We start from the raw sequence: 24,988 nt of genomic DNA on the forward strand, positions 1-24,988 counted from the left end.
GGAGGGGGGTATATTCAAGCGGGAAGGATCTCCCCCGTTCGGCTCAGGCGGCGAGCGTCGCGTCCAGCGTGATCTCCGCGTTCAGCAGCTTCGAGACCGGGCAGTTCGCCTTCGCGGCCGCGGCGAGCTGCTGGAACGTCGCGTCGTCCGTGCCGGGGATCGCGGCATCGAGCACGAGGTGGACGGCGGTGATCGCATAGCCGCCGTCCTTCTGCTCCAGCGTCACCGTCGCGGCGGTGTCGAGGCTGGTCGCGGTGAGCCCGGCTTCGCCGAGGATCAGCGACAGCGCCATCGTGAAGCAGCCCGCGTGCGCCGCGCCGATCAGCTCTTCGGGATTGGTGCCGGGCACGCCCTCGAAGCGGCTGGCGAAGCCGTAGGGATGCTTGTCGAGCGCGCCGCTCTGCGTCGATATGGCCCCGCGCCCGTCGCGGAGGCCGCCCTCCCAGTGCGCGGAACCCTTGCGATTGATCTTCATGGCCTGCTCCTGTGGATGGAAGGACCGCGAGGCTATGCAGATTCGGCGCGGGAGTCCACGAAAGGCCGGTCAGTCCCGGAAGACGACCGTGGTGGCGCCGTTCAGCAGCACGCGGTCCTGCAGGTGATAGCGGACGGCGCGGGCGAGGACGCGGCGCTCGATGTCGCGGCCCTTGCGGACGAGGTCGTCGGGCGTGTCCATGTGGCTGATGTGCTCGACGTCCTGCGCGATGATCGGACCCTCGTCGAGGTCGGCGGTCACGTAATGCGCCGTCGCGCCGATGATCTTCACGCCGCGCGCGTGCGCCTGATGATAGGGCTTGGCGCCCTTGAAACCGGGCAGGAAGCTGTGGTGGATGTTGATGCAGCGGCCCGCGAGGAACGCCGCGAGGTCGTCCGACAGGATCTGCATGTAGCGGGCGAGCACGACGAGCTCGGCGCCGCTGCCCTCCACGATGCGCTTGATCGCGGCTTCCTGCGCGGGCTTGGTGTCCTTCGCGATCGGCAAGTGATGGAAGGGGATGTCGCCGTTCAGCGGCGCGATCGCCTCCTTCGGGTGGTTGGAGACGATGCCCACCACGTCCATCTCCAGCTCGCCGATGCGCTGACGGTAGAGAAGATCGGTGAGGCAGTGATCGAACTTCGAGACCATCAGCAGCACGCGCATCTTCTCGGCGGCGGCGCGCACGCGCCAGTCCATGCCGTGCCCGGCGGCGAGCGCGGCGAAACGCGCCTTGAACTCCGCCTTGCCGGTGACGGCGGGATCGAGATCGAAGACGACGCGCATGAAGAAGCGGTCGGTGAGCTGGTCGTTGAACTGCTGCGCGTCGAGGATGTTGCCGCCGCTTCCGGCAAGCAGCGTGGCGACCGCGGCGACGAGGCCCGGCTTGTCGGCGCACGACAGCGTCAGCGTGCAGATGTTGCTGGAGTCCATCGACATATCCCCTGAAAATGCGATCGCTACATGGCGCGCAAGAGTGAATCTTCCCTTGTCAGCACATGAAGCGCGAGCCCTGCCTGACGCGCGCGGTCGATGGCAAGCGTTGTCGGCGCCGAGATGGTGGCGAGCGCGCGTGCGCCCGCGACGACGGTCTTCTCGACAAGCTCGTAGCTGCACCGGGCGGTGAGCAGGACGAAGCCGTCCACCGCCGGGATGCCGCGGGCGGCGAGCGCGCCGATCAGCTTGTCGAGCGCGTTGTGCCTGCCGATGTCCTCGCGCGCGGCGAGGATGGCGCCGGAGAGGTCGCAGAAGGCGGCGGCATGGACGGCGGCGGTGCGGCGGCCGAGCGGCTGGTGGTCGCCGAGCGCACCGAGCGCCGCGAAGACCGCCTGCGGTTCCACGCCAAGCGGCACGGCGATGCGCGGCAGCGGCCGGGCGATGTGTTCGAGGTTCTCGATTCCGCAAAGGCCGCAGCTGCTTTCCGAGACGCGGCGGCGCGCGCGCTCCATCACCGGCCCGGCGGCCTCGGGGACGAGCTGCGCGCGGGCGATCCAGCCCTTGTCGGTCTCCGCGATGTCGATGCCCGCGATGTCGGCCTTGCTGCGGACGAGCCTTTCGGTGATCGCGAAGCCGGTGACGAAATCGGAAAGGTTCGCGGGCGTCGCCATCATCACCGCATAGGCGATGCCGTTGAATTCGAGCGCGACGGGCGCCTCCACCGGAAGCGCGCGCGCGATGTCCGCGCTGCCGCCCGCCGCGAAGATTTCCGTGAACCGCGTTTCCCGCGCAGAAAGGTCAGGCATCGGCGCCGGCGCGGACTTCGGCGATCGCGGCGCGCGCGATGTCGGAAAGCCCCTCGCCGCCCGCGTCGAGGTGGCGGAGGATCATGTCCTTCATGCGCGGGTCCCAGAAGGCGACGATGTGCGCGGCCGTCTGCCGGGCGGCGTCGCCCGGCCCGGCGACTTCCAGGTTCCGCGCGATCTGGTTCGCCATGTAGACGAGCTTAGCGGTCGGGCTCACTTCGCCGCGATCCCTTCGATGCGGCGCGCGCGTTCGCTGCGGCGCGAATAGTCCTCCTGCCAGTCGGAAGGCCCGTTGGAGGCGCTGACCTGCACGGCGGTGACCTTGTATTCGGGGCAGTTGGTGGCCCAGTCCGAATAGTCGGTGGTGACGACGTTCGCCTGCGTCATCGGGTGGTGGAATGTGGTGTAGACGACGCCCGGCGCCACGCGGTCCGTCACCAGCGCGCGCAGCGTCGTCTCGCCCGCGCGGCTCGCGAGCCGCACCCAGTCGCCGTCCCGGAGGCCGCGGTTCTCGGCATCGGAGGGGTGGATCTCGAGCCGGTCTTCCGGGTGCCACGCGACGTTCGGTGTGCGGCGGGTCTGCGCGCCGACGTTGTAGTGCGAGAGGATGCGGCCCGTGGTGAGCAGCAGCGGAAAGCGCGGGCCCGTGCGCTCGTCGGTCGGCACGTAGTCGGTGACGACGAACTTGCCGCGCCCGCGCACGAAGCCGTCCACGTGCATGATCGGCGTGCCGTCCGGCGCGGCGGCGTTCACCGGCCATTGCAGGGAGCCTTCCGCATCCAGCCGCGCGAAGCTGACGCCCGCGAAGCTGGGGGTGAGGCGCGCGATCTCGTCCATGATCCCGGACGGGTGCGTGTAGCGCCAGTCGAGCCCCAGCGCCTGCGCGAGCCGCTGCGTGACCTCCCAGTCGGCGAGGCCGCTGAGCGGCGACATCACCTTGCGCACGGGCTGGATGCGCCGCTCGGCGTTGGTGAAGGTGCCGTCCTTTTCGAGGAAGGTGGAGCCGGGCAGGAAGATGTGCGCGTAGTTCGCGGTCTCGTTCAGGAACAGGTCGTGGACGATCACGCATTCCATCGCGGCGAGGCCCGCCGCGACATGGTGCGTATCGGGATCGGACTGGAGGATGTCCTCGCCCTGGATGTAGAGCGCCTTGAACGTGCCGTCGACGGCGGCGTCGAGCATGTTGGGGATACGGAGGCCCGGTTCGGGATCGAGCGCGACGCCCCAGTCGTCCTCGAACAGTTTGCGCGTCGCGGCGTCCGAGATGTGGCGATAGCCGGAAAGCTCGTGCGGGAAGCTGCCCATGTCGCAGGAGCCCTGCACGTTGTTCTGGCCCCTCAGGGGGTTCACGCCGACGCCCGCGCGCCCGATGTTGCCGGTCGCCATCGCGAGGTTGGCGATCGCCATGACGGTGGAGGAGCCCTGGCTGTGCTCGGTGACGCCGAGGCCGTAATAGATCGCGGCGTTGCCGCCCGTGGCATAGAGGCGCGCGGCGGCGCGAAGCGCGGCCGGGTCGACGCCGGTGACGGCGGCGAGCGTTTCGGGCGAATGCGCCTCCTGCGACACGAACGCCGCCCAGTCCTGATACTCGTCGAGGTCGCAGCGTTCGCGGATGAAGGCCTCGTTCGCGAGGCCCTCGGTGACGATGACGTGCGCCATCGCCGTCAGCACCGCGACGTTCGTGCCGGGGCGGAGCGGCAGGTGGTGCTCGGCGACGATGTGCGGGGAACGGACGAGATCAATGCGGCGCGGATCAATGACGATGAGCTTGGCGCCCTGCCGCAGCCGCCGCTTCATGCGGCTGCCGAACACCGGGTGCGCGTCCGTGGGGTTCGCGCCGATGACGAGGATGACGTCGGCCGCCTCGACGCTGTCGAAATCCTGCGTGCCCGCCGACGTGCCGAACGTGGTCTTGAGCCCGTAGCCGGTCGGCGAGTGGCAGACGCGGGCGCACGTATCGACGTTGTTGTTGCCGAAGCCCGCGCGCACCAGCTTCTGGACGAGGAAGGTCTCCTCGTTGGTGCAGCGCGACGAGGTGATGCCGCCGAGCGCGCCGCGCCCGTACTTCGCGGCGATGCGTTTCAGCTCGGAGGCGGTGTGGGCGAAGGCTTCGTCCCACTCCACCTCGCGCCACGGTTCGTCGATGCTGCCGCGGATCATCGGCTTCAGGATGCGCTCGGCGTGCTGCGCGTAGCCCCACGCGAAGCGGCCCTTGACGCACGAGTGGCCGCGATTGGCCTTGCCGTCCTTCCACGGCACCATGCGGACGAGCTGCTCGCCGCGCATCTCGGCGCGGAAGGTGCAGCCGACGCCGCAATAGGCGCAGGTGGTGACGACGGCGCGGTCGGGTAGCCCGATCGCCTTCACCGACTTTTCCTGCAAGGTGGCGGTGGGGCACGCCTGCACGCAGGCGCCGCAGGAGACGCATTCGGAAGCCAGGAAGTCGTCGCTCGCCGCGCCCGCCGACACCTTCGAGCCGAAGCCGCGCCCCTCGATGGTGAGCGCGAACGTGCCCTGCACCTCGTCGCAGGCGCGCACACAGCGCGAGCAGGCGATGCATTTCGACGGATCGAAATCGAAATAGGGGTTCGACGTGTCGAGGTCGAGCGCGAGGTGGTTGTCGCCCTCGTAGCCGTAGCGCACGTCGCGCAGGCCGACGGCGGCAGCCTGGTCCTGAAGCTCGCAGTCGTTGTTCGCCGAGCAGGTGAGGCAGTCGAGCGGGTGATCGGAGATGTAAAGCTCCATCACGCCGCGCCGCAGCTTCTGCAGGCGCGGCGTCTCGGTGTGGACGACCATGCCCTCGGCGACCGGCGTGGTGCACGAGGCGGGCGTGCCGCGCGCGCCGTCGATCTCGACGAGGCAGAGGCGGCAGGAGCCGAATTGCTTGAGATTGTCGGTCGCGCACAGCTTCGGGATGGCGGTGCCGGTCTCCGCGGCGGCGCGCATCACGGTGGTGCCGGCGGGCACGGTGACTTGGCGCCCGTCGATGCTGAGCGTCACGGTTTCGTCGGCGGACACGGCGGGCGTGCCGAAATCGCTCTGGCGGACATAGGTCATGCTGCGTTTCCTTGCGCGGACTCTACCACGAAATCCTCGGGAAAGTGATTCAGCGCCGAAAGCACCGGATAGGGGGTGAAGCCGCCGAGCGCGCACAGCGACCCGAACTTCATGGTTTCGCAGAGGTCGCGCAGCAGGGCGATCTCGTCCTCGGCGCTCCGCGCGCGGCGCGGCGCGTTGTGGATCTGCGGCAGGGTTTCGAGCGTGCCCATGCGGCGCCCGCCCGCGAGGATGCGGTCGATCGTCTCCACGCCGCGCACCGCGCCGATGCGGCAGGGCGTGCACTTGCCGCAGCTTTCCGCCGCGCAGAACTGCATGGCGAAGCGCGCCTGCCGCGCCATGTCCACGCTGTCGTCGAACACCACGATGCCGCCGTGGCCGATGAGCCCGTCCGCCGCGGCGAACGCCTCGTAATCGAACGGCAGGTCGAACTGCGTGCGCGGAATATAGGCGCCGAGCGGCCCGCCGACCTGCACGGCGCGCACCGGGCGGCCGGAGGCGGTGCCGCCGCCGATCTCGTTCACGAGTTCGCCGAGCGTGATGCCGAACGCGGTTTCGTAGAGGCCGCCGTATTTGATGTTCCCGGCAAGCTGCACCGGCATGGTGCCGCGCGAGCGGCCCATGCCGTAGTCGGCGTAGGCCTTCGCGCCCTCCGCCAGCACGAACGGCACGGCGGCAAGCGTCAGCACGTTGTTGATGACCGTGGGGCAGCCGAACAGGCCCTCGTGCGCGGGGAGCGGCGGCTTGGCGCGGACCTCGCCGCGCTTGCCCTCGATACTGTTGAGGAGCGAGGTTTCCTCGCCGCACACGTAAGCGCCCGCGCCGACGCGGATCTCGACCTCGAACGGCGCGATCATCGGCGCGGCGAGCCGGGCGGCGACCTCCATCTTCGCGACGGCGTGCGGATATTCGCTGCGGATGTAGACGTAGGCCTTGTCCGCGCCCACGGCGAGGCCCGCGATGGCCATGCCCTCGATGAGCATGAAGGGGTCGCCCTCCATCACCATGCGGTCGGCGAAGGTGCCGCTGTCGCCCTCGTCGGCGTTGCAGACGATGAACTTGCGCGCGGCCCTTGCGTCGGCGACCGTGCGCCACTTGATGCCCGCCGGGAAGCCCGCGCCGCCGCGCCCGCGCAGGCCCGAGGCGAGCACTTCGGCGATGGTGCCGTCCGGCCCGAGCGCGCGGGCGCGCTCGAGGCCCTTCCAGCCGCCGGTCGCGGCATAGTCTTCAAGGCTGAGCGGCCGCGTCCTGCCGAAGCGCGCGAAGGTGAGGCGCTGCTGGCCCCTGATGAACGGGTGGTCCGCGATGCTGCCGATGCAGAGGTCGTCGGCGTTCCCTGCGAGGATGTCGCCCGCGCGGTCCGGCGTCGCCGGGCCGTAGCCGACGCCGTCCACCTCGACGAGCGGCTCCAGCCAGTGCATCCCCCAGCTCGACACGCGCTCGGGCGCATGACCGGCCTTGGCGAAGGCCTCGGCAACCGCGTCCGCGCCGCACGCGCGCGCCGCCGCATCGTCTGAAATGCGAATCCGCATGGCCTAGAGCGCCTCGATCAGGGCGCCGAGGCGGGCGGCGTCGAGGCGGGCATGGACGTCGCCGTTCGTCATCGCGGCCGGGCCGACCGAGCAGAGGCCGAGGCAGTAGACGGTCTCGATGTGGACGCGCCCGCCCGCGGCCTTTTCCGCGCCCGCCGCCAGCGCCTCGACGCCGCGCGCCTGACAGGCCTCGGCGCGGCAGAGCTTCAGCACCGGACGCGGGTCCGCCTTCGCCTTGTAGTCGTGATAGAAGCTGACGACGCCGTGCACCTCGGCGCGGCTGAGGTTGAGCGCGGCGGCGACGGCGCGCACCGCGTCTTCGTCGACGCAGCCGAAGGCCGCCTGCACGTCGTTCAGGATGGGCAGCAGCGCGCCCTCGCGGTGGCTGTGCGCCGCGATGATGTCGGCAATCCGGTCTTCCCTCATACCGGGCGGTATAGCGCCGCCGGTCCCTGTGAACAATTTCAATTCGGCTCCCGCGCGCCCGGTTTCGATTGACCTGCGTCAATGACCCGCATTGCGCGCGAGGGGAAAGTGCCGGCATGTGGAGGTATTACCCCGAACTGCTGAGCAGCGCCGTGCCGCGCTACACGAGCTATCCGACCGCGGCGGAATTCCGCCCGGTGGAGGCCGCGTTCCACGCACAGGGCCTTGCAGCGGTGGAGGCGGAGACATCGCTCTCGCTCTACCTCCACATCCCCTATTGCGACGCGATTTGCTGGTACTGCGGCTGCAACACGGGCGCGGCCGGGCATCGTCGACGCCTCGGCGCCTACATGCAGGCGCTGGACCGCGAGGTCGCCACGGTGGCGCGGATGCTTCAGGGCCGCGGCCGCGTGCGCCGCGTCGCCTTCGGCGGCGGCAGCCCCAACGCCGTGCCGCCGATCGCGTTCGTGCGGCTGCTGGAACGGCTGACGCTCGCCTTCCGCGCGCTCGACGCGGAGATGGCGATCGAGCTCGATCCGCGCAGCTACACGCCCGAATGGGAGCGCATCGTCGCGATGGCGCCGCTGCGCCGCGTCAGCCTCGGCGTGCAGACGTTCGCGCCGCACGTGCAGGCGGCGATCGGCCGCGTGCAGCCGCTGGACGATATAAGGCGCACCGTGGAGTCGCTGCGCCGCGCCGGTGTCCGCTCGCTGAACTTCGACCTGATGTACGGGCTCCCCGGGCAGACCGACGCCGATCTCGCCGGGACGCTGGAGGAGGCGATGCGGCTCAGGCCCGAGCGGATCGCGCTGTTCGGCTACGCGCACCTGCCCTCGCGCATCCCGCGCCAGCGGCGCATCGACGGCACGCACCTGCCCGGCGCCGAGGCGCGCTTCCGCATGGCGGAGCGCGGCCACGAGATGCTCGTCGCCGCCGGGTACGAGGCGATCGGCTTCGATCATTTCGCGCTGCCGGAAGACAGCATCGCCCGCGCCGCCGCGAACGGACGACTGCGGCGGAATTTCCAGGGGTTCACCGACGACGACAGCGCGGTCCTCATCGGCCTCGGCGCCACCGCGATTAGCAGCTTTCCCGACCGCTTCGTGCAGAACGAGAAGAACGTCGGCCGCTACCGCGGGCTCGCCGGCGACGGGAAGCTCACCGGCGCGCTCGGCGTCTGCCGCACCGCGGACGATAGGCGGCGGGGCGCCGTCATCGAGGCGATCCTGTGCGGCGGCTGGGCGCCGTTCGAGGGCGAGCCGCCCGATGCCGACACGCGGCAGCGCCTGCAACCCTTCGTCGAGCGGGGGCTGTGCACCGTGGGCGACAGGGCGATTTCGCTGGCGGAGGGCGCGCTGCCCTATGCGCGCGCGATCGCCGCCTGCTTCGATGCCCATCGTCATCCGGACGCGCAGCGCTTCAGTAGTGCAATATAACCACATCGGTTCAGATAATTGCAGCTGTTTGCGCCAGATCAAAGTGGCGTCGCGAAGCGGGCGTATGCGCGGGGGGTCAACCTATGCAAGGGGATTCCTCATGACCCGTACCAAGGCCGCGCTTCTGCTGGGTATTGCCGCAGCGGCCGCGATTTCGCCGAATCTTGCCCACGCGGCGGCCGGCGACTTCCTCGTCCGCCTGCGCGGCATCGTCGTTGCGCCGAACGAGAAGAGCGGCAGCGTCCTGCCCGCCTTCCCGGGCGAGAAGGTCAGCCTTGACAATGCCGTCACGCCCGAGGTCGATTTCACCTATATGGCGACGAACAACATCGGCTTCGAGCTGATCGCCGCCACCACCAAGCACACGGCGAGCGGCAGGACCGGCACGACCGGAACCATCGGCAAGCTCGCCTCGACGTGGGTGCTGCCGCCGACGCTGACGGTGCAGTACCACCTGATGCCGGAGGCCAAGGTGCGCCCGTATGTCGGCGCGGGCCTCAACTACACGATGTTCTACAACGACAAGGCGTCGAGCGCGCTCGAGGGCGCCGTCGGCGAGACGCGCGTGCGGCTGAAGGACAGCTTCGGCTGGGCCGCGCAGGCGGGCATCGACATCGACCTCAACGAGAAGATGTTCCTGAATTTCGACATCAAGTACATCGACATCGATACGACCGCGCGGCTCGATACCACCGCGGCCGGGACCCAGCGCGTGAAGATCAACATTGATCCGATCGTCGTCGGCGCGGGCGTCGGCTTCCGCTTCTGAGATTTCGTCGGATCGGCAGGCGGGAAACCCCTTTCCGGACACGTCCGGAAAGGGGTTTCCCTGTTGTACTTTCCCGGTTCATTGCATCTGCTCTCACCCGAGCACATAAGGTGACAATGGCGCAGCCTCAGCCGAGGAAGACGGTGGACCGGATCGTCCGGTGGCAACGGTTGCTTGCCCTGAAGGACTCCTGGCGCGCGCTGGCGGTTTTCGGCGGGATGATCGCGATATTCGCGGGCGTCGCCTTCTATGGTGCAAGCTTGGCTTCGAAACCTGCCGCTTTGGTGGAGGGCAGGATTCTTCGCTTCGGAACATATGCGACGGAATATGGGGAGAGGCCCCTCGTCGTGGTTCAACTCAAGGATGGAGCAACCGTTGCCGTGCGCATTGGCCGAAGCGAAGTTGCCGCTTGCAGGCAAGGTTCTCCAATTCGTCTTCTCAAACGGGGGAATGGATGGGCTACCCCTCCACAAGCCTGCACGGCGGAGACTTCCCTGAAGCAGGATTTCGGCTGACGTATTATCGCCTGCCGGGCAATCAGCGCTGCCCGAACAGCCTCCGCTGGCAGGCGGCGTGGCAGGCCTTGCGGTCGCAGTGCGGCGTATCCTGCGGCGCGGACGGATCGCCCTCGACGACGATGATCTTGCGCGCGCCACCCGCGCCGCAGATCTCCATCATCCGCTGCGAGCCGAGCGCCGCATCGGGCACGCCCATCGTGAAGGCGGCGAGCAGCATGGGGATGAGGCCGCGCGTCATTTCTGTGCCTCGTCCTCGTCGTCGAGCAGCACGCGCATGGCGGCGCCGTCGAGGTCCTCGTATTGGCCCGAGCGCACCGACCAGAAGAACGCCGCCAGCCCCGCGAGGCCGAGCCCGAGCGCGACGGGGATGAGGATGACGAGGCCGTTCACTCCGCCGCGTTCCTGAGGCGAAGCGCGTTGGCGATGACGATCACCGACGAGCCCGACATGGCGAGTGCGGCGATCAGCGGCGTCACGTATCCCATCACCGCGAGCGGCACGGCGATGACGTTGTAGCCGATGGCGAGCGCGAAGTTCTGTCGGACGACCGCCATCGTGCGCCGCGCGGCGAGGACGGCGGCGGCGACGGGGGAGAGGCTGTCGCCGAGGAACACGGCGTCGGCGGCGTTCTGGCCGACGTCGCTCGCCGAGCCGGGCGCCATCGAGACGTGCCCGGCGGCGAGCGCGGGGCCGTCGTTGAGGCCGTCGCCGACCATCAGCACGCGTTCGCCGTCTTCGGCCATCGCGCGGATGAGGCCGAGCTTGCCCGCGGGGGTCAGCGCCGCGACCGCCTCGATGCCGAGCGCGGCGGCGGTTTCCGCGACGGCCTCGGTGCGGTCGCCGGAAAGGATCGTGGCGCCGATGCCGAGCGCGTCGAGCTGCTGGAGCGTCGCGCGCGCGTCGGGCCGGAGCGCGTCCTCGAAGCGCAGCAGCACATCGGTGTCGCCCGCGACGAAGCGGCTCGCCATGCCGGTGTCGCGCGATGCCTCGGGCCGGACGAGGCGGACCTGGTGCCCGCGGTAGCGCGCGCGGACGCCCTCGCCCGGGGTTTCGGTGACGTCGGCGAGCAGGGCGGGCGCGACGCCGGCGGCGTCGAAGTGGCGGCGGATCGCCTCGGCGAGCGGATGGCGGCTCGCGGACGCGAGCGCCAGCAGCACCGGCGCATCGGCGGCGCGCACCGCGTCGGGATTGACGAGCGTCGGGCGGCCGAGCGTCAGCGTGCCGGTCTTGTCGAAGGCGGCGGAGCTGACCTCCGACAGGCGTTCGAGCGCGCTGCCGTCCTTCACCAGCACGCCGCGCCGCATCAGCGCGCCCGCGGCGACGATCTGCGCGGCGGGCACGGCGAGGCCGAGCGCGCACGGGCAGGTGATGATGAGCACGGCGACCGCGATGATCAGCGAATGGTGCCAGCCGGCGCCCGCGAGCATCCAGCCCGCGAACGACAGCGCGGCGAGCGTGTGCACGGCGGGCGCGTACCAGCGCGCGGCGCGGTCCGCGACGCGGACGTAGCGCGATCTGGACTGGCCGGCGGTCTCCATCAGCCGCGCGATGTCGGCGATGGCGGTATCGGCGCCGACGGCGGTCGCGCGGACCACGACCGGCGCGCCGAGGTTGAGCGTGCCGGCGAGCACGGCGTCGCCGGGGCCGCGTTTCTGCGGCGCGCTCTCGCCGGTCAGCAGCGACAGGTCGAATTCGCTCGCGCCCTCGTCGATGACGCCGTCCGCCGCGAGGCGCTCGCCGGCGGCGACATGCATACGCATCCCCGGCGCGAGGGCCTGCGCCGCGTGCCAGCGCTGGCGGCCGTCCTCCAGGATCACGTAGGCGCCGCGCGCGGTCTGCCGCAGCAGCTGCGTGACGCCGCCGCGCGCGCGGTCGCGCATCACGCTGTCGAGCCAGCGGCCGGTGAGCAGGAAGAACAGCAGCATCACCACGCCGTCGAAATAGGCATGGGGGCCGCTGATCGCGGTTTCGAACAGGCTGAGGCCGGCGGCGAGCAGCACGCCGATGGTGATCGGCACGTCCATGTTGGTGCGGCCGCGGCGGAGTGCGGCGAGCGCGGAGGCGAAGAAAGGCCGGCCGGAATAGGCGATGGTCGGGATCGCGATCAGCGCCGACAGCCAGTGGAACATGTCGCGCGTCGCGCCCTCGGCGCCCGACCACACCGAGACCGACAGCAGCATGATGTTCATCGCCGCGAAGCCGGCGACGGCCATCGCGCGCACCAGCATACGGCTTTCGGCGCCCGCGTCTTCGACGAGATCGTTCGGAAGCGGCTCGGCATCGAAACCGATGTCCGCGATGATCGCCTTCAGCGAGGGCTCGTCGAGCGCCGGATCGTGGGTGACGGTGACGCGTTTCGCGCTGAAGTTCGCCCGCGCGGCGGCGATGCCGGAGGTGCCCGAAAGGCCGTTCTCCAGCTTCGCGATGCAGCCCGCGCAGCGCATTCCGGGCACGGCGAAAACCGTGGCCTTCATGCCGGTTGCGGAGCCTGCGGCCGGGACGGGCGTTTCGTGCTTCACAAGATATCCACCACGCGCCGCACCACGGAGGCGCCCTGCGTGACCTCCATGTGGACCTTCCAGCGCCCGGCGGGGAGCGGCTCCACCGCGCGGAAGCGGCCGGGCGCGACCTCGGCGAAGGCGAGCGCCACGTCGGGCGCGCGGCCGACCGGGTGGCGCGCCGTCGCGGAAACGCGCGCCCCGCCGAGCGGTGCGCCCGCCGCCGTCGCCGCGACCACGGCGTGGCGGTCATCGTCGAGCGCCATGTCGAGCGACCAGCCGAGCTGCTCCTGCGCGCGCGCCTCCTCGAGCCAGCCGTTGAACTTCTGGCTGGCGACGTAGGAATTGTCGACGACCGTGCCGCCGAACGTCCGTGTCGCGAACGTCGCCATCGTGAGGTTGACCGCGATGACGACGCCGAAGAAGGCGACCATGATGACGGCCATGTGGCGCCCGGTGAAAGGCCGGGCCGGACGGTGGCTCATTGGCTGGTCTCCCGATCGAAGAAGACGGTGGTCCTATCCTCGCCGCCCCCGGCGTCGAGGCCGCGGACGGTGAAGACGATGTCGTTGCGCGGCGCGCCCTCGGCGGGCGCGGCGACGAAGATGCGCGTCCTGGCGACGGCGTCGGCGGGGGTTTCGACGCGCACCGTGCGGCCGCCGGTGTCGCGCGTGCCCTCGGCGGTCCACATGATCGCGTCAGGCAGGCCCTCGATGCCGATCTCGACCGCGCGCGGGCGGTTCTCCATGTTGCGGACCTTGACCGTGTAGCTGTTGCGGATGTGGCCGTCGGACAGGCGCACGAAGATGGGGTTGCGATCCTGCTGCGCGCTGATGTCGATGCGCGTGCGCTGCCCGAGCACGAACAGCATGGCGAGGCCGATGCCGCCCCACAGCAGGAAATAGGCGATGGTGCGCGGCCTCAGCAGCGTGCGGATCACGGGCTTCGGCGGCTGGCCGGCTCTTTCGAGCGCGGCGCTTTCCTCGGTGACGTAGTCGATGAGGCCGCGCGGGCGGCCGATCTGCGTCATCACCTTGTCGCAGGCGTCGATGCACAGCGCGCAGGTGATGCAGCCGATCTGCGGGCCTTCGCGGATGTCGATGCCGGTGGGGCAGACGGCGACGCACTGGTCGCAGTCGATGCAGTCGCCGACGACATCGAAGTTCGCCGTCTGCGCCTTCTTCAGCCCATGCGTGCGCGGCTCGCCGCGCCAGTCCTTGTAGGTGACGGTGAGCGATTTCTCGTCCATCAGCGCGGCCTGGATGCGCGGCCACGGGCACATGTAGATGCACACCTGCTCGCGCATGAAGCCGCCGAGGATGAAGGTGGTGGCGGTGAGTACGCCGACGGTCGCATAGGCGACGAAGGCGGCTTCGCCCGCGAACAGCTCGCGCAGCAGCGTCGGCGCATCGGCGAAATAGAAGATCCACGCGCCGCCGGTCGACATCGCGATCAGCAGCCAGACGGCGTATTTCGCGGTGCGCTTGCCGAGCTTGGTGACGCTCATCGGCGCTTTCTTAAGGCGGATCTGCGCGTTGCGGTCGCCGTCGATGAAGCGCTCGACGTGGAGGAACAGGTCCGTCCACACGGTCTGCGGGCAGGCGTAGCCGCACCACGCGCGGCCGACCGAGGAGGTGACGAGGAACAGGCCGATGCCGGCCATGATGAGCAGGCCCGCGACGTAGTAGAACTCGTGCGGCCAGATCTCGATCGAGAACATGTAGAAACGGCGGTGCGCGAGATCGACGAGCACGGCCTGATCGGGGGCGTAGGGACCCCGGTCCCAGCGCAGCCACGGCGTGACGTAGTAGATGGTGAGCGTGATCGCCATGATCGCCCACTTGAGGCGGCGGAAGGTGCCGTCCACCGCCTTCGGGTAGACGCCCTTCCGCGCCTCGTAGAGCGACGGCGGCTTCAGGCCTTTCAGGGTGTCAGGGTGTGACATTGCCGGGTTCATCCGCCGCGGCGGTGACGACGGGGGCCTCGCCGCCGCCGAGCGCGTGCACATAGGCGGCGAGCATCTTGACCGTTGTCGGGTCGAGACGGTGGCCCCAGCGCGGCATCACGCCCTGCCGGCTGTTGGTGACGGATGCGACGAGCGCGTCGCGGTCGCCGCCGTAGAGCCAGATCGCGTCGGTGAGATCGGGCGCGCCCTGTGCGCGGTCGCCCTTGCCCTCCGTGCCGTGGCAGACGACGCAGTTCTCGGCATAGACCTGTGCGCCGCGCGCGGTCGCCTTCGACGCCTTGCCCTCTCCGGAGATGAGCTGCACGTAGCTGACGACGTCGTTGATCTGCGCGGGCGTCAGGATGCCGTCGCGGCCGAACGCGGGCATCATCGACAGGCGCGTTTCGCCGTGGTCCGGGTTCCGGATGCCGTGCTCGATCGTGTAGTGGATCGCGGCCATGTCGCCGCCCCACAGCCAGTCGTCGTCGTTGAGGTTCGGATAGCCCTTGCTGCCCGCCGCGCCGGAGCCGTGGCACTGCACGCAGTGGACCTTGAACGCGGACTGCCCGCCCGCGACCGCGGCCTGCAGCAGCCGGGGATCGTTCGGGATGTCCTCGACCGGCGTGCCGGCGATGGCCTGCCGCACGGGTGCGAGCTTCGCGTCGGCGGCGGCGAGCTCGGCCTTCAGCTCGCCCCGGCTCGACCAGCCGAGCGTGCCGGCGGTCGCGCGCTCCAGCATCGGCCATGCCGGGTAGAGCACGGTGTAGATCACCCCCCACACGATGGTGATGTAGAAGAGCCACAGCCACCAGCGCGGAAGCGGCGTGTCGAGCTCCTCGATGCCGTCCCATTCGTGGCCGACGGTTTCGGTGCCGGTCGGCTCGTCGATGCGTTTGTTGTCAGCCATTGTGGTCGTCCCGGTCGAAGATCATGTTGGCGGCGCGCTGGTGATGGTCGCGCGCCCGGGGGCGGAAGGTCCAGCCGATCAGCACGAGGAACACGACCCCCATGAAGACGAGGCCCCAGCTGTCGGCGAAGTGGCGCAGCGCGTCGTAGCTCATCGCGGCTGCTCCTGCGCGGCGGCGGCTTCGAAATCGACGAGCGTGCCGAGCATCTGGAGATAGGCGACGAGCGCGTCCATCTCGGTGAGCTGCCGGGGATTGCCGTCGAAGTCGCGGACCTGCGCCTTCGGGTAGCGTTTCTGGAAGGCTTCGAGGTCGCCGAACTCGTCCGTCTGGAGCTTGAGGTCGTCGTTCGCGGCCGCGATCGCCTCGTCGCTGTAGGGAACGCCGACGCGGCGGAGCGCGACGAGGTGCTTCGACATGTCGCCGGCCTTCAGCGGGCGGTCCTTCAGGAACGCGTAGGGCGGCATGATCGATTCCGGCACCACGGAGCGCGGGTCGATCATGTGCTGGACGTGCCATTCGTCCGAATAGCGGCCGCCGACGCGCGCGAGGTCCGGCCCGGTGCGCTTCGATCCCCACTGGAACGGGTGGTCGTACATGCTTTCGGCCGCGAGGCTGTAGTGGCCGTAGCGCTCCACCTCGTCGCGGAACGGGCGCACCATCTGGCTGTGGCAGTTGTAGCAGCCCTCGCGGATATAGATGTTGCGCCCCGCAAGCTCGAGCGGCGTGTAGGGACGCACGCCCTCTACCTTCTCGACCGTGGAGTCGATCCAGAAGAGCGGCGCGATCTCGACGATGCCGCCGATGAGCACGGCGATGAAGGCGCCCACCGAAAGCAGGGTGACGTTCTTTTCGAGGCGTTTGTGATCGAAGAAACGGGAAGCCATGAGGGCGCGTCCTATTCTGCGGGCTGCGGCGCGAGCGGGCGGTCCGCCTCGGCGTCGTAGGGGGTTTCGGTCAGCGGCTTCTCCTCGCGGAGCCTGCCGGCGATCGTCATCCAGACGTTCCAGACCATGAACACGGCACCAAGCAGGTAGAGCACCCCGCCGGCGGCGCGGATCAGGTAGAGCGGGAACATGGCCGCGACGACCTCCGCGAAGGAATAGACGAGGTAGCCGTCCGCGCCGTACTCGCGCCACATCAGGCCCTGCATGACGCCCGCGATCCACATCGCGGCGGCATAGAGGACGATGCCGAGCGTGGCGCACCAGAAATGCCAGTTCACCATCCGGAGGCTGTAGAGGCGCTGGCGTCCCCACAGCCGCGGCACCAGGTAATAGACCACGGCGAAGCTGATCATGCCGTTCCACCCGAGCGCGCCGGCATGGACGTGTCCGACGGTCCATTCGGTGTAGTGGGACAGCGAGTTGACCGCCTTGATCGACAGCATCGGGCCTTCGAAGGTCGCCATGCCGTAGAAGGCGAGCGCCAGCACCATCATGCGGATGATGGGGTCGGTGCGGATCTTGTCCCACGCGCCGTTCAGCGTCATCAGGCCGTTGATCATGCCGCCCCAGCTCGGCATCCACAGCACCACCGAGAAGACCATGCCGAGCGTCTGCGCCCAGTCCGGCAGCGCGGTGTAGTGCAGGTGGTGCGGACCCGCCCAGATGTAGAGGAAGATCAGCGACCAGAAGTGGATGATCGACAGGCGGTAGCTGTAGATCGGCCGTTCCGCCTGCTTGGGCACGAAGTAGTACATCATCGCGAGGAACGGCACGGTGAGGAAGAACGCCACCGCGTTGTGCCCGTACCACCACTGGGTCAGCGCGTCCTGCACACCCGCGAAGGCGCTGTAGCTCTTCGATCCGAAGAGGCTGACCGGTATCGCGAGGTTGTTGACGATGTGCAGCAGCGCGATGGTGATGATGAACGACAGGTAGAACCAGTTCGCCACGTAGATGTGCGGTTCCCGCCTGCGCACCAGCGTGCCGACGAAGACGACGAAATAGGCCACCCAGACGATGGTGAGCCACAGGTCGACGTACCATTCGGGCTCCGCGTATTCGCGCGCGCCGGTGATGCCGAGCACGTAGCCGGTCGCCGCGAGCACGATGAAGAGCTGGTAGCCCCAGAACACGAAGCGGGCGAGGCCGGGGAAGGCGAGGCGGGCGCGGCAGGTGCGCTGCACGACATAGAAGCTGGAGGCGATCAGGATGTTGCCGCCGAACGCGAAGATCACCGCCGACGTGTGCAGCGGGCGCAGCCGGCCGAAGGTCGTGTATTCGAAGCCGAAATTGAGCGCCGGGAAGGTGAGCTGGAGCGCGATGAAAAGCCCGGCGAGGAAGCCGACGATGCTCCACAGCACGGTCGCGAGCACGCCCCAGCGGACGGGATCGTCGTCGTAGCGGCCCATGTCGGGCGGCGCCCTCAGGATGCCGCGCGCGATGGCGCCGTAGTCCGCGCCCGAAACCGTGACGGCGAGCGTGACGAGCGCCGCCGCCGCGATGATCGCCATATGGATCGCGAATCCCTGATCGGCGGAGAGCGCCACCGCGATGATCGCGAGAATCGAGATGCCCAGCCAGCCGAAGGCCTTGAGTGTGAGTGATTCCATAACCGGTCCCCGCCGTTTTGTCGGCCTGAAAGCCGCAGTTTGGAGGCTGACATGGTCTTGTCCGACCGGCAAGACATTGACCTGCGTCAAATCGTGGCGGACGGCTGATTGCCGGGTCCGCCGCAAGCGGGTAGAGACGGCGCACACGATGACGGATGCCGCGAAACGACTGGGCAAGAACCGATCGGCCTTCGCCGTGCTCGGCTTCCTCGCGGGCGGGCCGCGCTCCGGCTACGACATCAAGAAGGCGATCGCGCGCAGCACCCGCTATTTCTGGAACGAGAGCTTCGGCCAGATCTATCCGATCCTGCAGAAGCTGGAGGCCGAGGGGCTGGTGGAATGCGTCGGCGCGGAAGGCCGCGGCCGGCGGCAGAGCCGCAAGTACGCGATCGCCGAGGCCGGCCGGGAGGCGCTCGGGGACTGGCTCGCCGCGCCGGTTTCGAGCGTGGGCATCCGAAACGAGTATTTACTGAAGCTGTTCTTCGGCCGCCATGTCGCGCCGGAGGTGACGATCGCTCACCTGTCCGACTACCGGCGGCAGCTCGCGCACGACCTCGCGACCTTCGAGGCGTTCCGCGCGGGCTACGAGGACGCGATCCGCGCCGGGCGCACGAGCAGGACGCTGATCTACCTGCTCGCGCCGCTCGATTTCGGCATCCGGGACGCCCGCACGCAGATCGAATGGTGCGACGACACGATCCGCGCGCTGGAAACCCTGCGGGACTGAGTCCGCGGCAGCTCAGGCCTTCTGGACGCCGCCCGGCTCCTCGCCGTGCAGGCTCATCAGCGAATCCATGAGATCGCCCTCGGCGGCCGAGCAGACGCCGATGGTGAGCGCTTCCTCGCAGCCTTCGCCGACGACGTAGGCGTGGCCCATGCTCGAATCGAGGTAGATCGACTCGCCGGCCTCGAGCACGATCGGGTCGTAATATTCGGTGTGCACGACCATGCGGCCTTCGATCACGTAGACGAATTCCTCGCCGGGGTGCCGCACCAGCTCGCCGAACTCCTCGACGGACCGTGCGCGGATGCGCGTCACCAGCGGGATCATGCGTTTCCGCCTGAGCTCGGTGCACAGGTAGAAATAGTCGTAGTTGTTGGTCTTCACGCGGATCGCGCGGTCCTGGCTGCCGATGCTGCGCCGGCCGGTGACGGCGGCGGCTTCCTGCGCGTCGTCTTCCGCGAACAGCTCCGACATGCGGATGTTGAGGCGCTGGCTGAGCTGGAGGAGCTTGTCGTAGGTCAGCGTCAGGCGGTCGTGCTCGACCTTGGAGAGCGTGGAGACGGGGATGCCGCTCCGCTCGCTCATCTCCTTCAGCGTCCAGTCGTTGCGGGTGCGGAGGCTGCGCAGCAGCGTGCCGAGTGTCGGTTTGTCCGATCTCACGCGCGGGCCTCGCCGCTGCGGGAAGGTTCCTCGTGTATCATGCCGTTTGACAATTCTCTAAATAGGATCATTATTGTCTGTATGGGACAAAACAACGTGTTCACGCGCACGGTATATCGTCCGCGCTGAACACGCAATCCAACATGCCGCCCTGCGGCAACATGAGTTCTGGAGGGGGAATATGCGAGGTTCACTGAAATCCCTTTTCGCAGGCGCCGTCGCCCTGATGGCGCAGCCCGCGCTGGCGCAGCCCGCGCCCACGCCTGTCGATCCCGTGCCCACGACGTCCGCAGCGGCCGCCGTGCCGATTCCGGTGCCGGGCGCGCTGGCGCTCACCAAGGCCGATGTCGACGCGTGGCTCGACGGCTACATGCCCTATGCGCTCGCGCGCGGCGCAGTGGCGGGCGCCGTCGTCGTCGTCGTGAAGGACGGTCAGGTCCTGACGCAGCGCGGCTACGGCTATTCGGACGTGGAGAAGCGGACGCCGGTCGATCCGGAGACGACGATGTTCCGTCCCGGCTCGGTGTCGAAGCTGTTCACGTGGACGGCGGTGATGCAGCTCGTGCAGGAGGGCAAGCTCGACCTCGACACGGACGTCAACGCCTACCTCGATTTCAGGATTCCGCCGCGCGAGGGCAAGCCCGTCACGCTGCGCAACATCATGACCCACACGGCGGGCTTCGAGGAGCAGATCCGCGGCCTGATCTCCAAGGGCAAGCCGGAAGCGCCGCTCGGCGACCTCCTGAAGCGCTGGGTGCCGCACCGGATTTACGCGCCGGGCACGACGCCGGCCTATTCCAACTACGCGACCGCGCTTGCCGGCTACATCGTCGAGCGCGCCTCCGGCATGTCGTTCGACGATTATATCGACCAGCGCATCTTCGCGCCGCTCGGCATGGCGCATTCGAGCTTCCGCCAGCCCCTGCCGGAGCGGCTCCAGCCGCTGATGTCGAAAGGCTACGCGACCGCCTCGGGCGAGCCCAAGCCCTATGAGATCGTCGGCCTCGCGCCTGCGGGCAGCCTCGCCGCGAGCGGCGCGGACATGGCGAAGTTCATGATCGCGCACCTCGCGGACGGCGGCCCGCTGCTGTCGCCCGAAACCGCGAAGCTGATGCACACGACGACGCTCACCATCCTGCCGCCGCTGAACCGCATGGCGCTCGGCTTCTACGAGCAGCGGATCAACGGCCAGACGGCGATCGCGCACGGCGGCGACACGCAGTGGTTCCATTCCGACCTCGTCCTGTTCCCGAAGGAGAACGTCGGCCTGTTCATCTCGATGAACAGCTCGGGCAAGGAAGGGGTTACGGGTCCGATCCGCAACACCCTGTTCGAAGGGTTCGCCGACCGCTACTTCCCGCTCGAGCACGCGATCAAGGCCGGCGTGGACGAAAAGACCGCGGCCGAGCACGCGAAGATGCTGGCGGGCACCTACATCAGCTCGCGGCGCGCGGAATCGAGCTTCATGAAGGCGCTCGAGCTCGCGGGCGGCATGAAGATCGGCCTCGACGGCAAGGGCAATCTCGTCCTGCCGTTCAAGAACACCGGCGGCGAGCAGTCGAAGTGGGTGGAAACCGCGCCCTTCGTCTGGGAAGAGGTCGGCGGTCACGGCCGCATGGCGGCGAAGCTCGTGGACGGCAAGGTCGACTGGGTCAGCATCGACGCCATTTCGGCGATCATGATGCTGCAGCGCCCGGCGTGGTACGCCTCGCCCGGCTGGCTGACGCCCGGCGTGCTCGCGGGCCTCGCGGTCCTCGGCCTCACCGCCCTGTCGTGGCCGATCGGCGCCGTCGTGCGCCGCCGCTACGGCGCGCAGCTGCCCCTCACGGGCAAGGACCTCAAGGTCTTCCGCCTCGTCCGCGGCTTCGCGGCGGCGGTGACCGTGGTGCTCATCGGCTGGGCGGTGACGCTCGTCTCGATGATGGGGGACTTCCACCTGCTCGGCGGCGCGATGGACTGGGCGGTGTATCTGCTCCAGATCGTCGGCACGATCGCCTTCATCGGCATGGTCGCCGTGGCGGCGTGGAACCTGCTGCTCGTCTGGACGGGGCGTCGCGGCTGGTTCTCGAAGCTGTGGAGCATCCTCGTGCTTCTCGCCGCGCTCGTGATCCTCTGGGCCGCGTTCGCCTTCCATCTCATCAGCTTCGGAGTCCAGTTCTGATGCCGGTTCTTGAAAAGCTTTCGCTGGATGTTGCGGTCGAGGCCCTGCCTCTGGCGAAACCGTTCAGGATTTCGGGACACGTCTTCACCGAGTCCTCCGTGGTCGTCGTCACGCTTTCCGACGGCGTCTACACGGGGCGCGGCGAGGCCTCCGGCGTCTACTACCTCGGCGACGATGTCGGCGCGATGCGCGCCGCCATCGAAGCCGCCCGTCCGGAGATCGAGCGCGGCATCGACCGCGCTCGTCTTCTGGAGGTGATGCCCGCGGGCGGCGGGCGCAACGCCGTCGACTGCGCGCTGTGGGAGCTCGAGGCGAAGCGCACCGGCCGCAGCATCTGGGACATCGCCGGGCTGGAGGCGCCGCGCGCGCTGCTCACCACCTTCACGCTCGGCGCCGACGACCCGGCCGTGATGGCCGAGACGGCGACGGGCGCCTACGCGCAGGCGCGCGCGCTGAAGCTCAAGCTCACCGGCGACCTCGCGCTCGACATCGCGCGCGTCCGCGCCGTCCGTGCCGCACGGCCGGACTGCTGGATGGGCGTCGACGCCAACCAGGGCTTCGGCATCGCCGACCTTCCCACGCTCGTCGAAGTGCTCGTCGAGACGGACGTCAAGCTGCTCGAACAGCCGCTGCGGCGCGGCGCGGAAGCGGATCTCGACGGCTTCGAATGCCCGATCCCGATCGCGGCGGACGAGAGCGCGCTGACGCTCGCCGACGTCCCCGGCCTCGTCGGGCGGTTCGACGTCGTCAACATCAAGCTCGACAAGTGCGGCGGGCTCACCGAGGGCCTCGCCATGGCGGCGAAGGCGCGCGAGCTCGGCCTCGACGTGATGGTCGGCAACATGGTCGGCAGCAGCCTCGCGATGGCGCCCGCCTTCGTGCTCGGCCAGCTCTGCGACGTCGTCGATCTCGACGGCCCGATCTTCCTCGCGGCGGACCGCCGGCCGGGCGTCGTCTACAAGGACGGCAAGGTCTGGTGCCCCGACGACGTCTGGGGCCTCGCCGCCTGAGATTTTTCAGCTGAGATTTTCCGGATACCGGGGGGATTTGTTGTGATGAAAATTGTTCTTCCGGCCCTGCTGGCCGCCGCTGCGATCGCACCGGCGACGGCGGCGCCCGCCGACGATGCGGCCACCTATGTGCAGGCCGGGCGCCTGCTCGCCGATCCCGGCACCGGCCGGGTCGAGACCGAAAAGACCATCGTCGTCCGGGGCGGCCGTGTCGCCGAAATCCGCGACGGCTATGTCGGCGAGGGCAAGGTCGTCGATCTTCGCGACGCCTTCGTCATGCCGGGCTTCATCGACAGCCACGTCCACATCACCGGCGAATCCAACCCGAATGAACGGAGCGACGCGCTCACCAAGTCGGCGACGGATTCGGCGTTCGACGGCGTCGTCTACGCCGGGCGCACGCTGCGCGCCGGGTTCACCACCGTCATCGACCTCGGCGGCGAGCCGGAGGCCATCTACGGCCTCCGCAACGCGATCGCGGCGGGCAAGGTCGAAGGACCGCGCATCATCGCGGCGGGCGGCGTCGCGGCGCATGGCGGCCACGGCGACATCCACGGCTATCGGCAGGAGATTCTCGATCTCTACCGCTCGCCGACGTTGTGCTCGGGCGCGGACGACTGCGCGCGTGCGGTGCGGCAGGCCGTGCAGAGCGGCGCCGACGTCATCAAGACCGCCTCGACGGGCGGCGTGATGTCCAACACCGCCGCCGGGCTCGGCCAGCAGATGAGCGACGCCGAACTCGCCTCGCTCGTCGAGACCGCGCACAGGCTCGGCCGCAAGGTGGCGGCGCACGCGCACGGCACGGACGGCGTCAACGCCGCGCTCCGCGCCGGTGTCGATTCCGTCGAGCACGGCACGTACCTCGACGCGGAATCGATCCGGCTGTTCAAGGCGAAGGGCAGCTATCTCGTGCCGACGCTGCTCGCCGGGGACACGGTGAAGCAGCGCGCCGAGACCGCGGAGTGGATGCCCGCGCCGGTGCGCGCCAAGGCGCGGCAGGTCGGCCCGCTGATGGTCGACGCGCTGCGCCGCGCGCACAAGGCCGGCGTGAAGATCGCGTTCGGCACCGATTCCGGCGTTTCCGCCCACGGCGACAACGCCAGGGAATTCGCGCTGATGGTGGAGGCGGGGATGACCCCGCTGGAGGCCATTCGCGCCGCCACGGTCTGGGCGGCGGACCACGCCGGGCTCACGAACGAGATCGGCACGCTCGCGCCCGGCAAGGCTGCGGACATCGTGGCCGTGAAAGGCGACCCGCTCACCAATATCCGGGCGCTGGAGGCCACGGCCTTCGTGATGAAGGGCGGCGCCGTCGCCAAGGCCCCGCAATGATGGTGCCGGGATCGCAGATTGACAATTTTCTGATCAGGATTGATAGTCCTGATCAGGATAATTCATAACCAGACAGGGAGAGAGGCGATGGCTGCATTGCCCGGGGTTTCGCGGCGACAGCTGCTCGGCGGTGCGGTGGCGGCAGCGGCCGTGACCGGTTTTCCGATGATCAACACGGGCATGTTCCGCGCGCACGCCGCGGCGACGAAGGCCTATTCGAAGCGGGCCATCGATCTCGTCAAGCAGTCGCTCGTCATCGACATGCTCGCGCCGCTCAAGATTGATTTCCGGCCCGAATATTACGCGAGCCCGCTCAGCGAGAAGGACGCCGCCGATTTCCGCGCGAGCGGCATCACCGGCTTCCACAACGCGGTCGGCACGGGCGGTCCGGAGGCCTATTCGCAAACGCTGGCGTGGATCGCCGCATGGCAGGGCTTCGCCGGGCGCAACGCCCACGTGTTCTCGCTCGTCGGCAAGGCCGAGGACCTCGACCGCGCCAAGCGCGAGGGCAAGTGCGCCGTCATCATGGGCGTCCAGAACTCCGAGCACTTCCGCAAGCCGGAAGACGTGAAGATGTTCTACGAGATCGGCCAGCGCTGCTCGCAGCTCACCTACAATGCCCAGAACCTGCTCGGCTCCGGCAGCACCGAGCGCGTCGACGGCGGCGTCACCGATTTCGGCGCCGCGATCATCGAGGCGATGAACAAGGTCGGTATGCTGGTCGACGTGTCGCACTGCGGCGACCGCACCACGCTCGACGCCATCGCCATCTCGCCGAGGCCGATCGCGATCACGCACAGCAATTGCCGCGCGCTCGTCGATCACCCGCGCGTCAAGACCGACGAGGCGATCAAGGCGCTCGGCGCCAAGGGCGGCGTGATGGGCATCACCGGCGTCCGCATGTTCGTGAGCGAGAAGGAGCCGACGACGATCAGCAACATGGTCGATCACATCGACCATGTCGTGAAGCTGATCGGCGTCGATCACGTCGGCATCGGTTCGGACGCCGATCTCAACGGCTACGACGACATGCCCGCCGATCAGTACAAGATGCTGAAGGCCGGCTACAAGGAGAGCTACGCGTTCCGCGACAAGATCGACACGGACGGCTTCGATCACCCGATGAAGACCTACGACCTCGCCGAGGAACTCATTCGCCGCAAATATTCGAACGAGAACATCACCGCCATCCTCGGAGGGAATTTCAGGCGGTTGCTGGGGGCGACCTGGGCATGAAGCCC

General features: G+C 68.8%; 25 protein-coding genes. 8 read left to right on the forward strand and 17 right to left on the reverse strand.

Going from position 1 to position 24,988, the window contains the following annotated elements; genetic code table 11:
- Positions 1 to 43: 43 nt before the first annotated feature.
- The 7 genes from PE061_RS08640 to PE061_RS08670 form a co-directional block, all read right to left on the reverse strand.
- Entirely contained in the window at positions 44 to 475 is a 432-nt protein-coding gene (locus tag PE061_RS08640; protein ID WP_271258685.1) for an OsmC family protein, read from the reverse strand.
- A 69-nt stretch (positions 476 to 544) separates the two neighbouring features.
- On the reverse strand, positions 545 to 1,408 hold the full coding sequence (gene purU / locus PE061_RS08645; RefSeq protein ID WP_271258686.1) for a formyltetrahydrofolate deformylase: 864 nt from the start codon (positions 1,406 to 1,408) through the stop codon (positions 545 to 547).
- 26 nt (positions 1,409 to 1,434) lie between these two features.
- Positions 1,435 to 2,217 carry a formate dehydrogenase accessory sulfurtransferase FdhD gene (gene fdhD / locus PE061_RS08650; protein ID WP_271258687.1) on the reverse strand — a complete coding sequence of 261 codons (783 nt, stop codon included), beginning with the start codon at positions 2,215 to 2,217 and terminating at the stop codon, positions 1,435 to 1,437.
- Positions 2,210 to 2,434 carry a formate dehydrogenase subunit delta gene (locus PE061_RS08655; RefSeq protein WP_271258688.1) on the reverse strand — a complete coding sequence of 75 codons (225 nt, stop codon included), beginning with the start codon at positions 2,432 to 2,434 and terminating at the stop codon, positions 2,210 to 2,212. Before PE061_RS08655 ends, fdhD begins: the two co-directional genes overlap by 8 nt.
- A complete protein-coding gene (fdhF, locus tag PE061_RS08660) occupies positions 2,431 to 5,274 on the reverse strand; it encodes a formate dehydrogenase subunit alpha (RefSeq protein ID WP_271258689.1) in 2,844 nt (947 codons plus the stop codon). Before fdhF ends, PE061_RS08655 begins: the two co-directional genes overlap by 4 nt.
- Positions 5,271 to 6,806: an NADH-ubiquinone oxidoreductase-F iron-sulfur binding region domain-containing protein gene (locus PE061_RS08665; RefSeq protein ID WP_271258690.1), complete on the reverse strand. Its 1,536-nt coding sequence runs from the start codon at positions 6,804 to 6,806 to the stop codon at positions 5,271 to 5,273. The genes fdhF and PE061_RS08665 overlap by 4 nt, the downstream gene beginning before the upstream one ends.
- 3 nt (positions 6,807 to 6,809) lie before the next feature.
- Positions 6,810 to 7,232, reverse strand: a complete 423-nt coding sequence (locus tag PE061_RS08670) for an NAD(P)H-dependent oxidoreductase subunit E (protein ID WP_271258691.1) — start codon at positions 7,230 to 7,232, stop codon at positions 6,810 to 6,812.
- A gap of 116 nt (positions 7,233 to 7,348) precedes the next feature.
- On the opposite strand from PE061_RS08670, the gene PE061_RS08675 reads away from it, so the two are divergent.
- From PE061_RS08675 to PE061_RS08685, 3 genes are all read left to right on the forward strand, one after another.
- Entirely contained in the window at positions 7,349 to 8,668 is a 1,320-nt protein-coding gene (locus PE061_RS08675) for a radical SAM protein (protein WP_271258692.1), read from the forward strand.
- Positions 8,669 to 8,768: 100 nt separating this feature from the next.
- Positions 8,769 to 9,437, forward strand: a complete 669-nt coding sequence (locus PE061_RS08680; RefSeq protein WP_271258693.1) for an OmpW/AlkL family protein — start codon at positions 8,769 to 8,771, stop codon at positions 9,435 to 9,437.
- A gap of 143 nt (positions 9,438 to 9,580) precedes the next feature.
- On the forward strand, positions 9,581 to 9,952 hold the full coding sequence (locus tag PE061_RS08685) for a hypothetical protein (protein WP_271258694.1): 372 nt from the start codon (positions 9,581 to 9,583) through the stop codon (positions 9,950 to 9,952).
- Positions 9,953 to 9,974: 22 nt separating this feature from the next.
- On the opposite strand, the gene PE061_RS08690 is transcribed toward PE061_RS08685, so the two are convergent.
- Genes PE061_RS08690 through ccoN form a run of 9 tightly spaced genes read right to left on the reverse strand, consistent with a single transcriptional unit; the run spans position 9,975 to position 17,860 of the window.
- Entirely contained in the window at positions 9,975 to 10,193 is a 219-nt protein-coding gene (locus tag PE061_RS08690; protein ID WP_271258695.1) for a hypothetical protein, read from the reverse strand.
- On the reverse strand, positions 10,190 to 10,345 hold the full coding sequence (gene ccoS / locus PE061_RS08695) for a cbb3-type cytochrome oxidase assembly protein CcoS (RefSeq protein ID WP_271258696.1): 156 nt from the start codon (positions 10,343 to 10,345) through the stop codon (positions 10,190 to 10,192). Before ccoS ends, PE061_RS08690 begins: the two co-directional genes overlap by 4 nt.
- Positions 10,342 to 12,429, reverse strand: coding sequence for a heavy metal translocating P-type ATPase (locus PE061_RS08700; protein WP_271258697.1), 2,088 nt, complete (start codon positions 12,427 to 12,429; stop codon positions 10,342 to 10,344). The genes ccoS and PE061_RS08700 overlap by 4 nt, the downstream gene beginning before the upstream one ends.
- Before the next feature lie 41 nt (positions 12,430 to 12,470).
- Positions 12,471 to 12,938, reverse strand: coding sequence for a FixH family protein (locus tag PE061_RS08705; RefSeq protein ID WP_271258698.1), 468 nt, complete (start codon positions 12,936 to 12,938; stop codon positions 12,471 to 12,473).
- Entirely contained in the window at positions 12,935 to 14,398 is a 1,464-nt protein-coding gene (gene ccoG, locus PE061_RS08710) for a cytochrome c oxidase accessory protein CcoG (RefSeq protein ID WP_271258699.1), read from the reverse strand. Before ccoG ends, PE061_RS08705 begins: the two co-directional genes overlap by 4 nt.
- Positions 14,385 to 15,305, reverse strand: coding sequence for a cytochrome-c oxidase, cbb3-type subunit III (gene ccoP / locus PE061_RS08715; protein ID WP_271258700.1), 921 nt, complete (start codon positions 15,303 to 15,305; stop codon positions 14,385 to 14,387). Before ccoP ends, ccoG begins: the two co-directional genes overlap by 14 nt.
- Complete coding sequence (locus PE061_RS08720) at positions 15,298 to 15,459, reverse strand: cbb3-type cytochrome c oxidase subunit 3 (RefSeq protein ID WP_271258701.1); 162 nt, start codon at positions 15,457 to 15,459, stop codon at positions 15,298 to 15,300. Before PE061_RS08720 ends, ccoP begins: the two co-directional genes overlap by 8 nt.
- Positions 15,456 to 16,190 (reverse strand): cytochrome-c oxidase, cbb3-type subunit II, encoded by a 735-nt coding sequence (gene ccoO, locus PE061_RS08725; RefSeq protein ID WP_271258702.1) that lies wholly within the window; start codon positions 16,188 to 16,190, stop codon positions 15,456 to 15,458. Before ccoO ends, PE061_RS08720 begins: the two co-directional genes overlap by 4 nt.
- Positions 16,191 to 16,201: 11 nt before the next feature.
- On the reverse strand, positions 16,202 to 17,860 hold the full coding sequence (gene ccoN, locus PE061_RS08730; RefSeq protein WP_271258703.1) for a cytochrome-c oxidase, cbb3-type subunit I: 1,659 nt from the start codon (positions 17,858 to 17,860) through the stop codon (positions 16,202 to 16,204).
- Between the two features lie 148 nt (positions 17,861 to 18,008).
- Here ccoN and PE061_RS08735 point away from each other — a divergent pair, with 148 nt between their 5' ends.
- Entirely contained in the window at positions 18,009 to 18,587 is a 579-nt protein-coding gene (locus PE061_RS08735) for a PadR family transcriptional regulator (RefSeq protein ID WP_271258704.1), read from the forward strand.
- A gap of 12 nt (positions 18,588 to 18,599) precedes the next feature.
- Here PE061_RS08735 and PE061_RS08740 read toward each other — a convergent pair whose 3' ends face one another.
- Entirely contained in the window at positions 18,600 to 19,244 is a 645-nt protein-coding gene (locus PE061_RS08740; RefSeq protein WP_271258705.1) for a helix-turn-helix domain-containing protein, read from the reverse strand.
- A gap of 181 nt (positions 19,245 to 19,425) precedes the next feature.
- On the opposite strand from PE061_RS08740, the gene PE061_RS08745 reads away from it, so the two are divergent.
- The 4 genes from PE061_RS08745 (at position 19,426) to PE061_RS08760 (ending at position 24,983) form a co-directional block, all read left to right on the forward strand.
- A complete protein-coding gene (locus PE061_RS08745) occupies positions 19,426 to 21,405 on the forward strand; it encodes a serine hydrolase domain-containing protein (protein ID WP_271258706.1) in 1,980 nt (659 codons plus the stop codon).
- Positions 21,405 to 22,415: a dipeptide epimerase gene (locus PE061_RS08750; protein WP_271258707.1), complete on the forward strand. Its 1,011-nt coding sequence runs from the start codon at positions 21,405 to 21,407 to the stop codon at positions 22,413 to 22,415. The genes PE061_RS08745 and PE061_RS08750 overlap by 1 nt, the downstream gene beginning before the upstream one ends.
- 45 nt (positions 22,416 to 22,460) lie before the next feature.
- Complete coding sequence (locus PE061_RS08755) at positions 22,461 to 23,747, forward strand: metal-dependent hydrolase family protein (protein WP_271258708.1); 1,287 nt, start codon at positions 22,461 to 22,463, stop codon at positions 23,745 to 23,747.
- A gap of 87 nt (positions 23,748 to 23,834) precedes the next feature.
- On the forward strand, positions 23,835 to 24,983 hold the full coding sequence (locus PE061_RS08760; RefSeq protein ID WP_271258709.1) for a dipeptidase: 1,149 nt from the start codon (positions 23,835 to 23,837) through the stop codon (positions 24,981 to 24,983).
- The last annotated feature ends 5 nt before the right edge of the window (positions 24,984 to 24,988 follow it).

Source organism: Sphingosinicella microcystinivorans, from assembly GCF_027941835.1.
Lineage (GTDB): Bacteria > Pseudomonadota > Alphaproteobacteria > Sphingomonadales > Sphingomonadaceae > Sphingosinicella.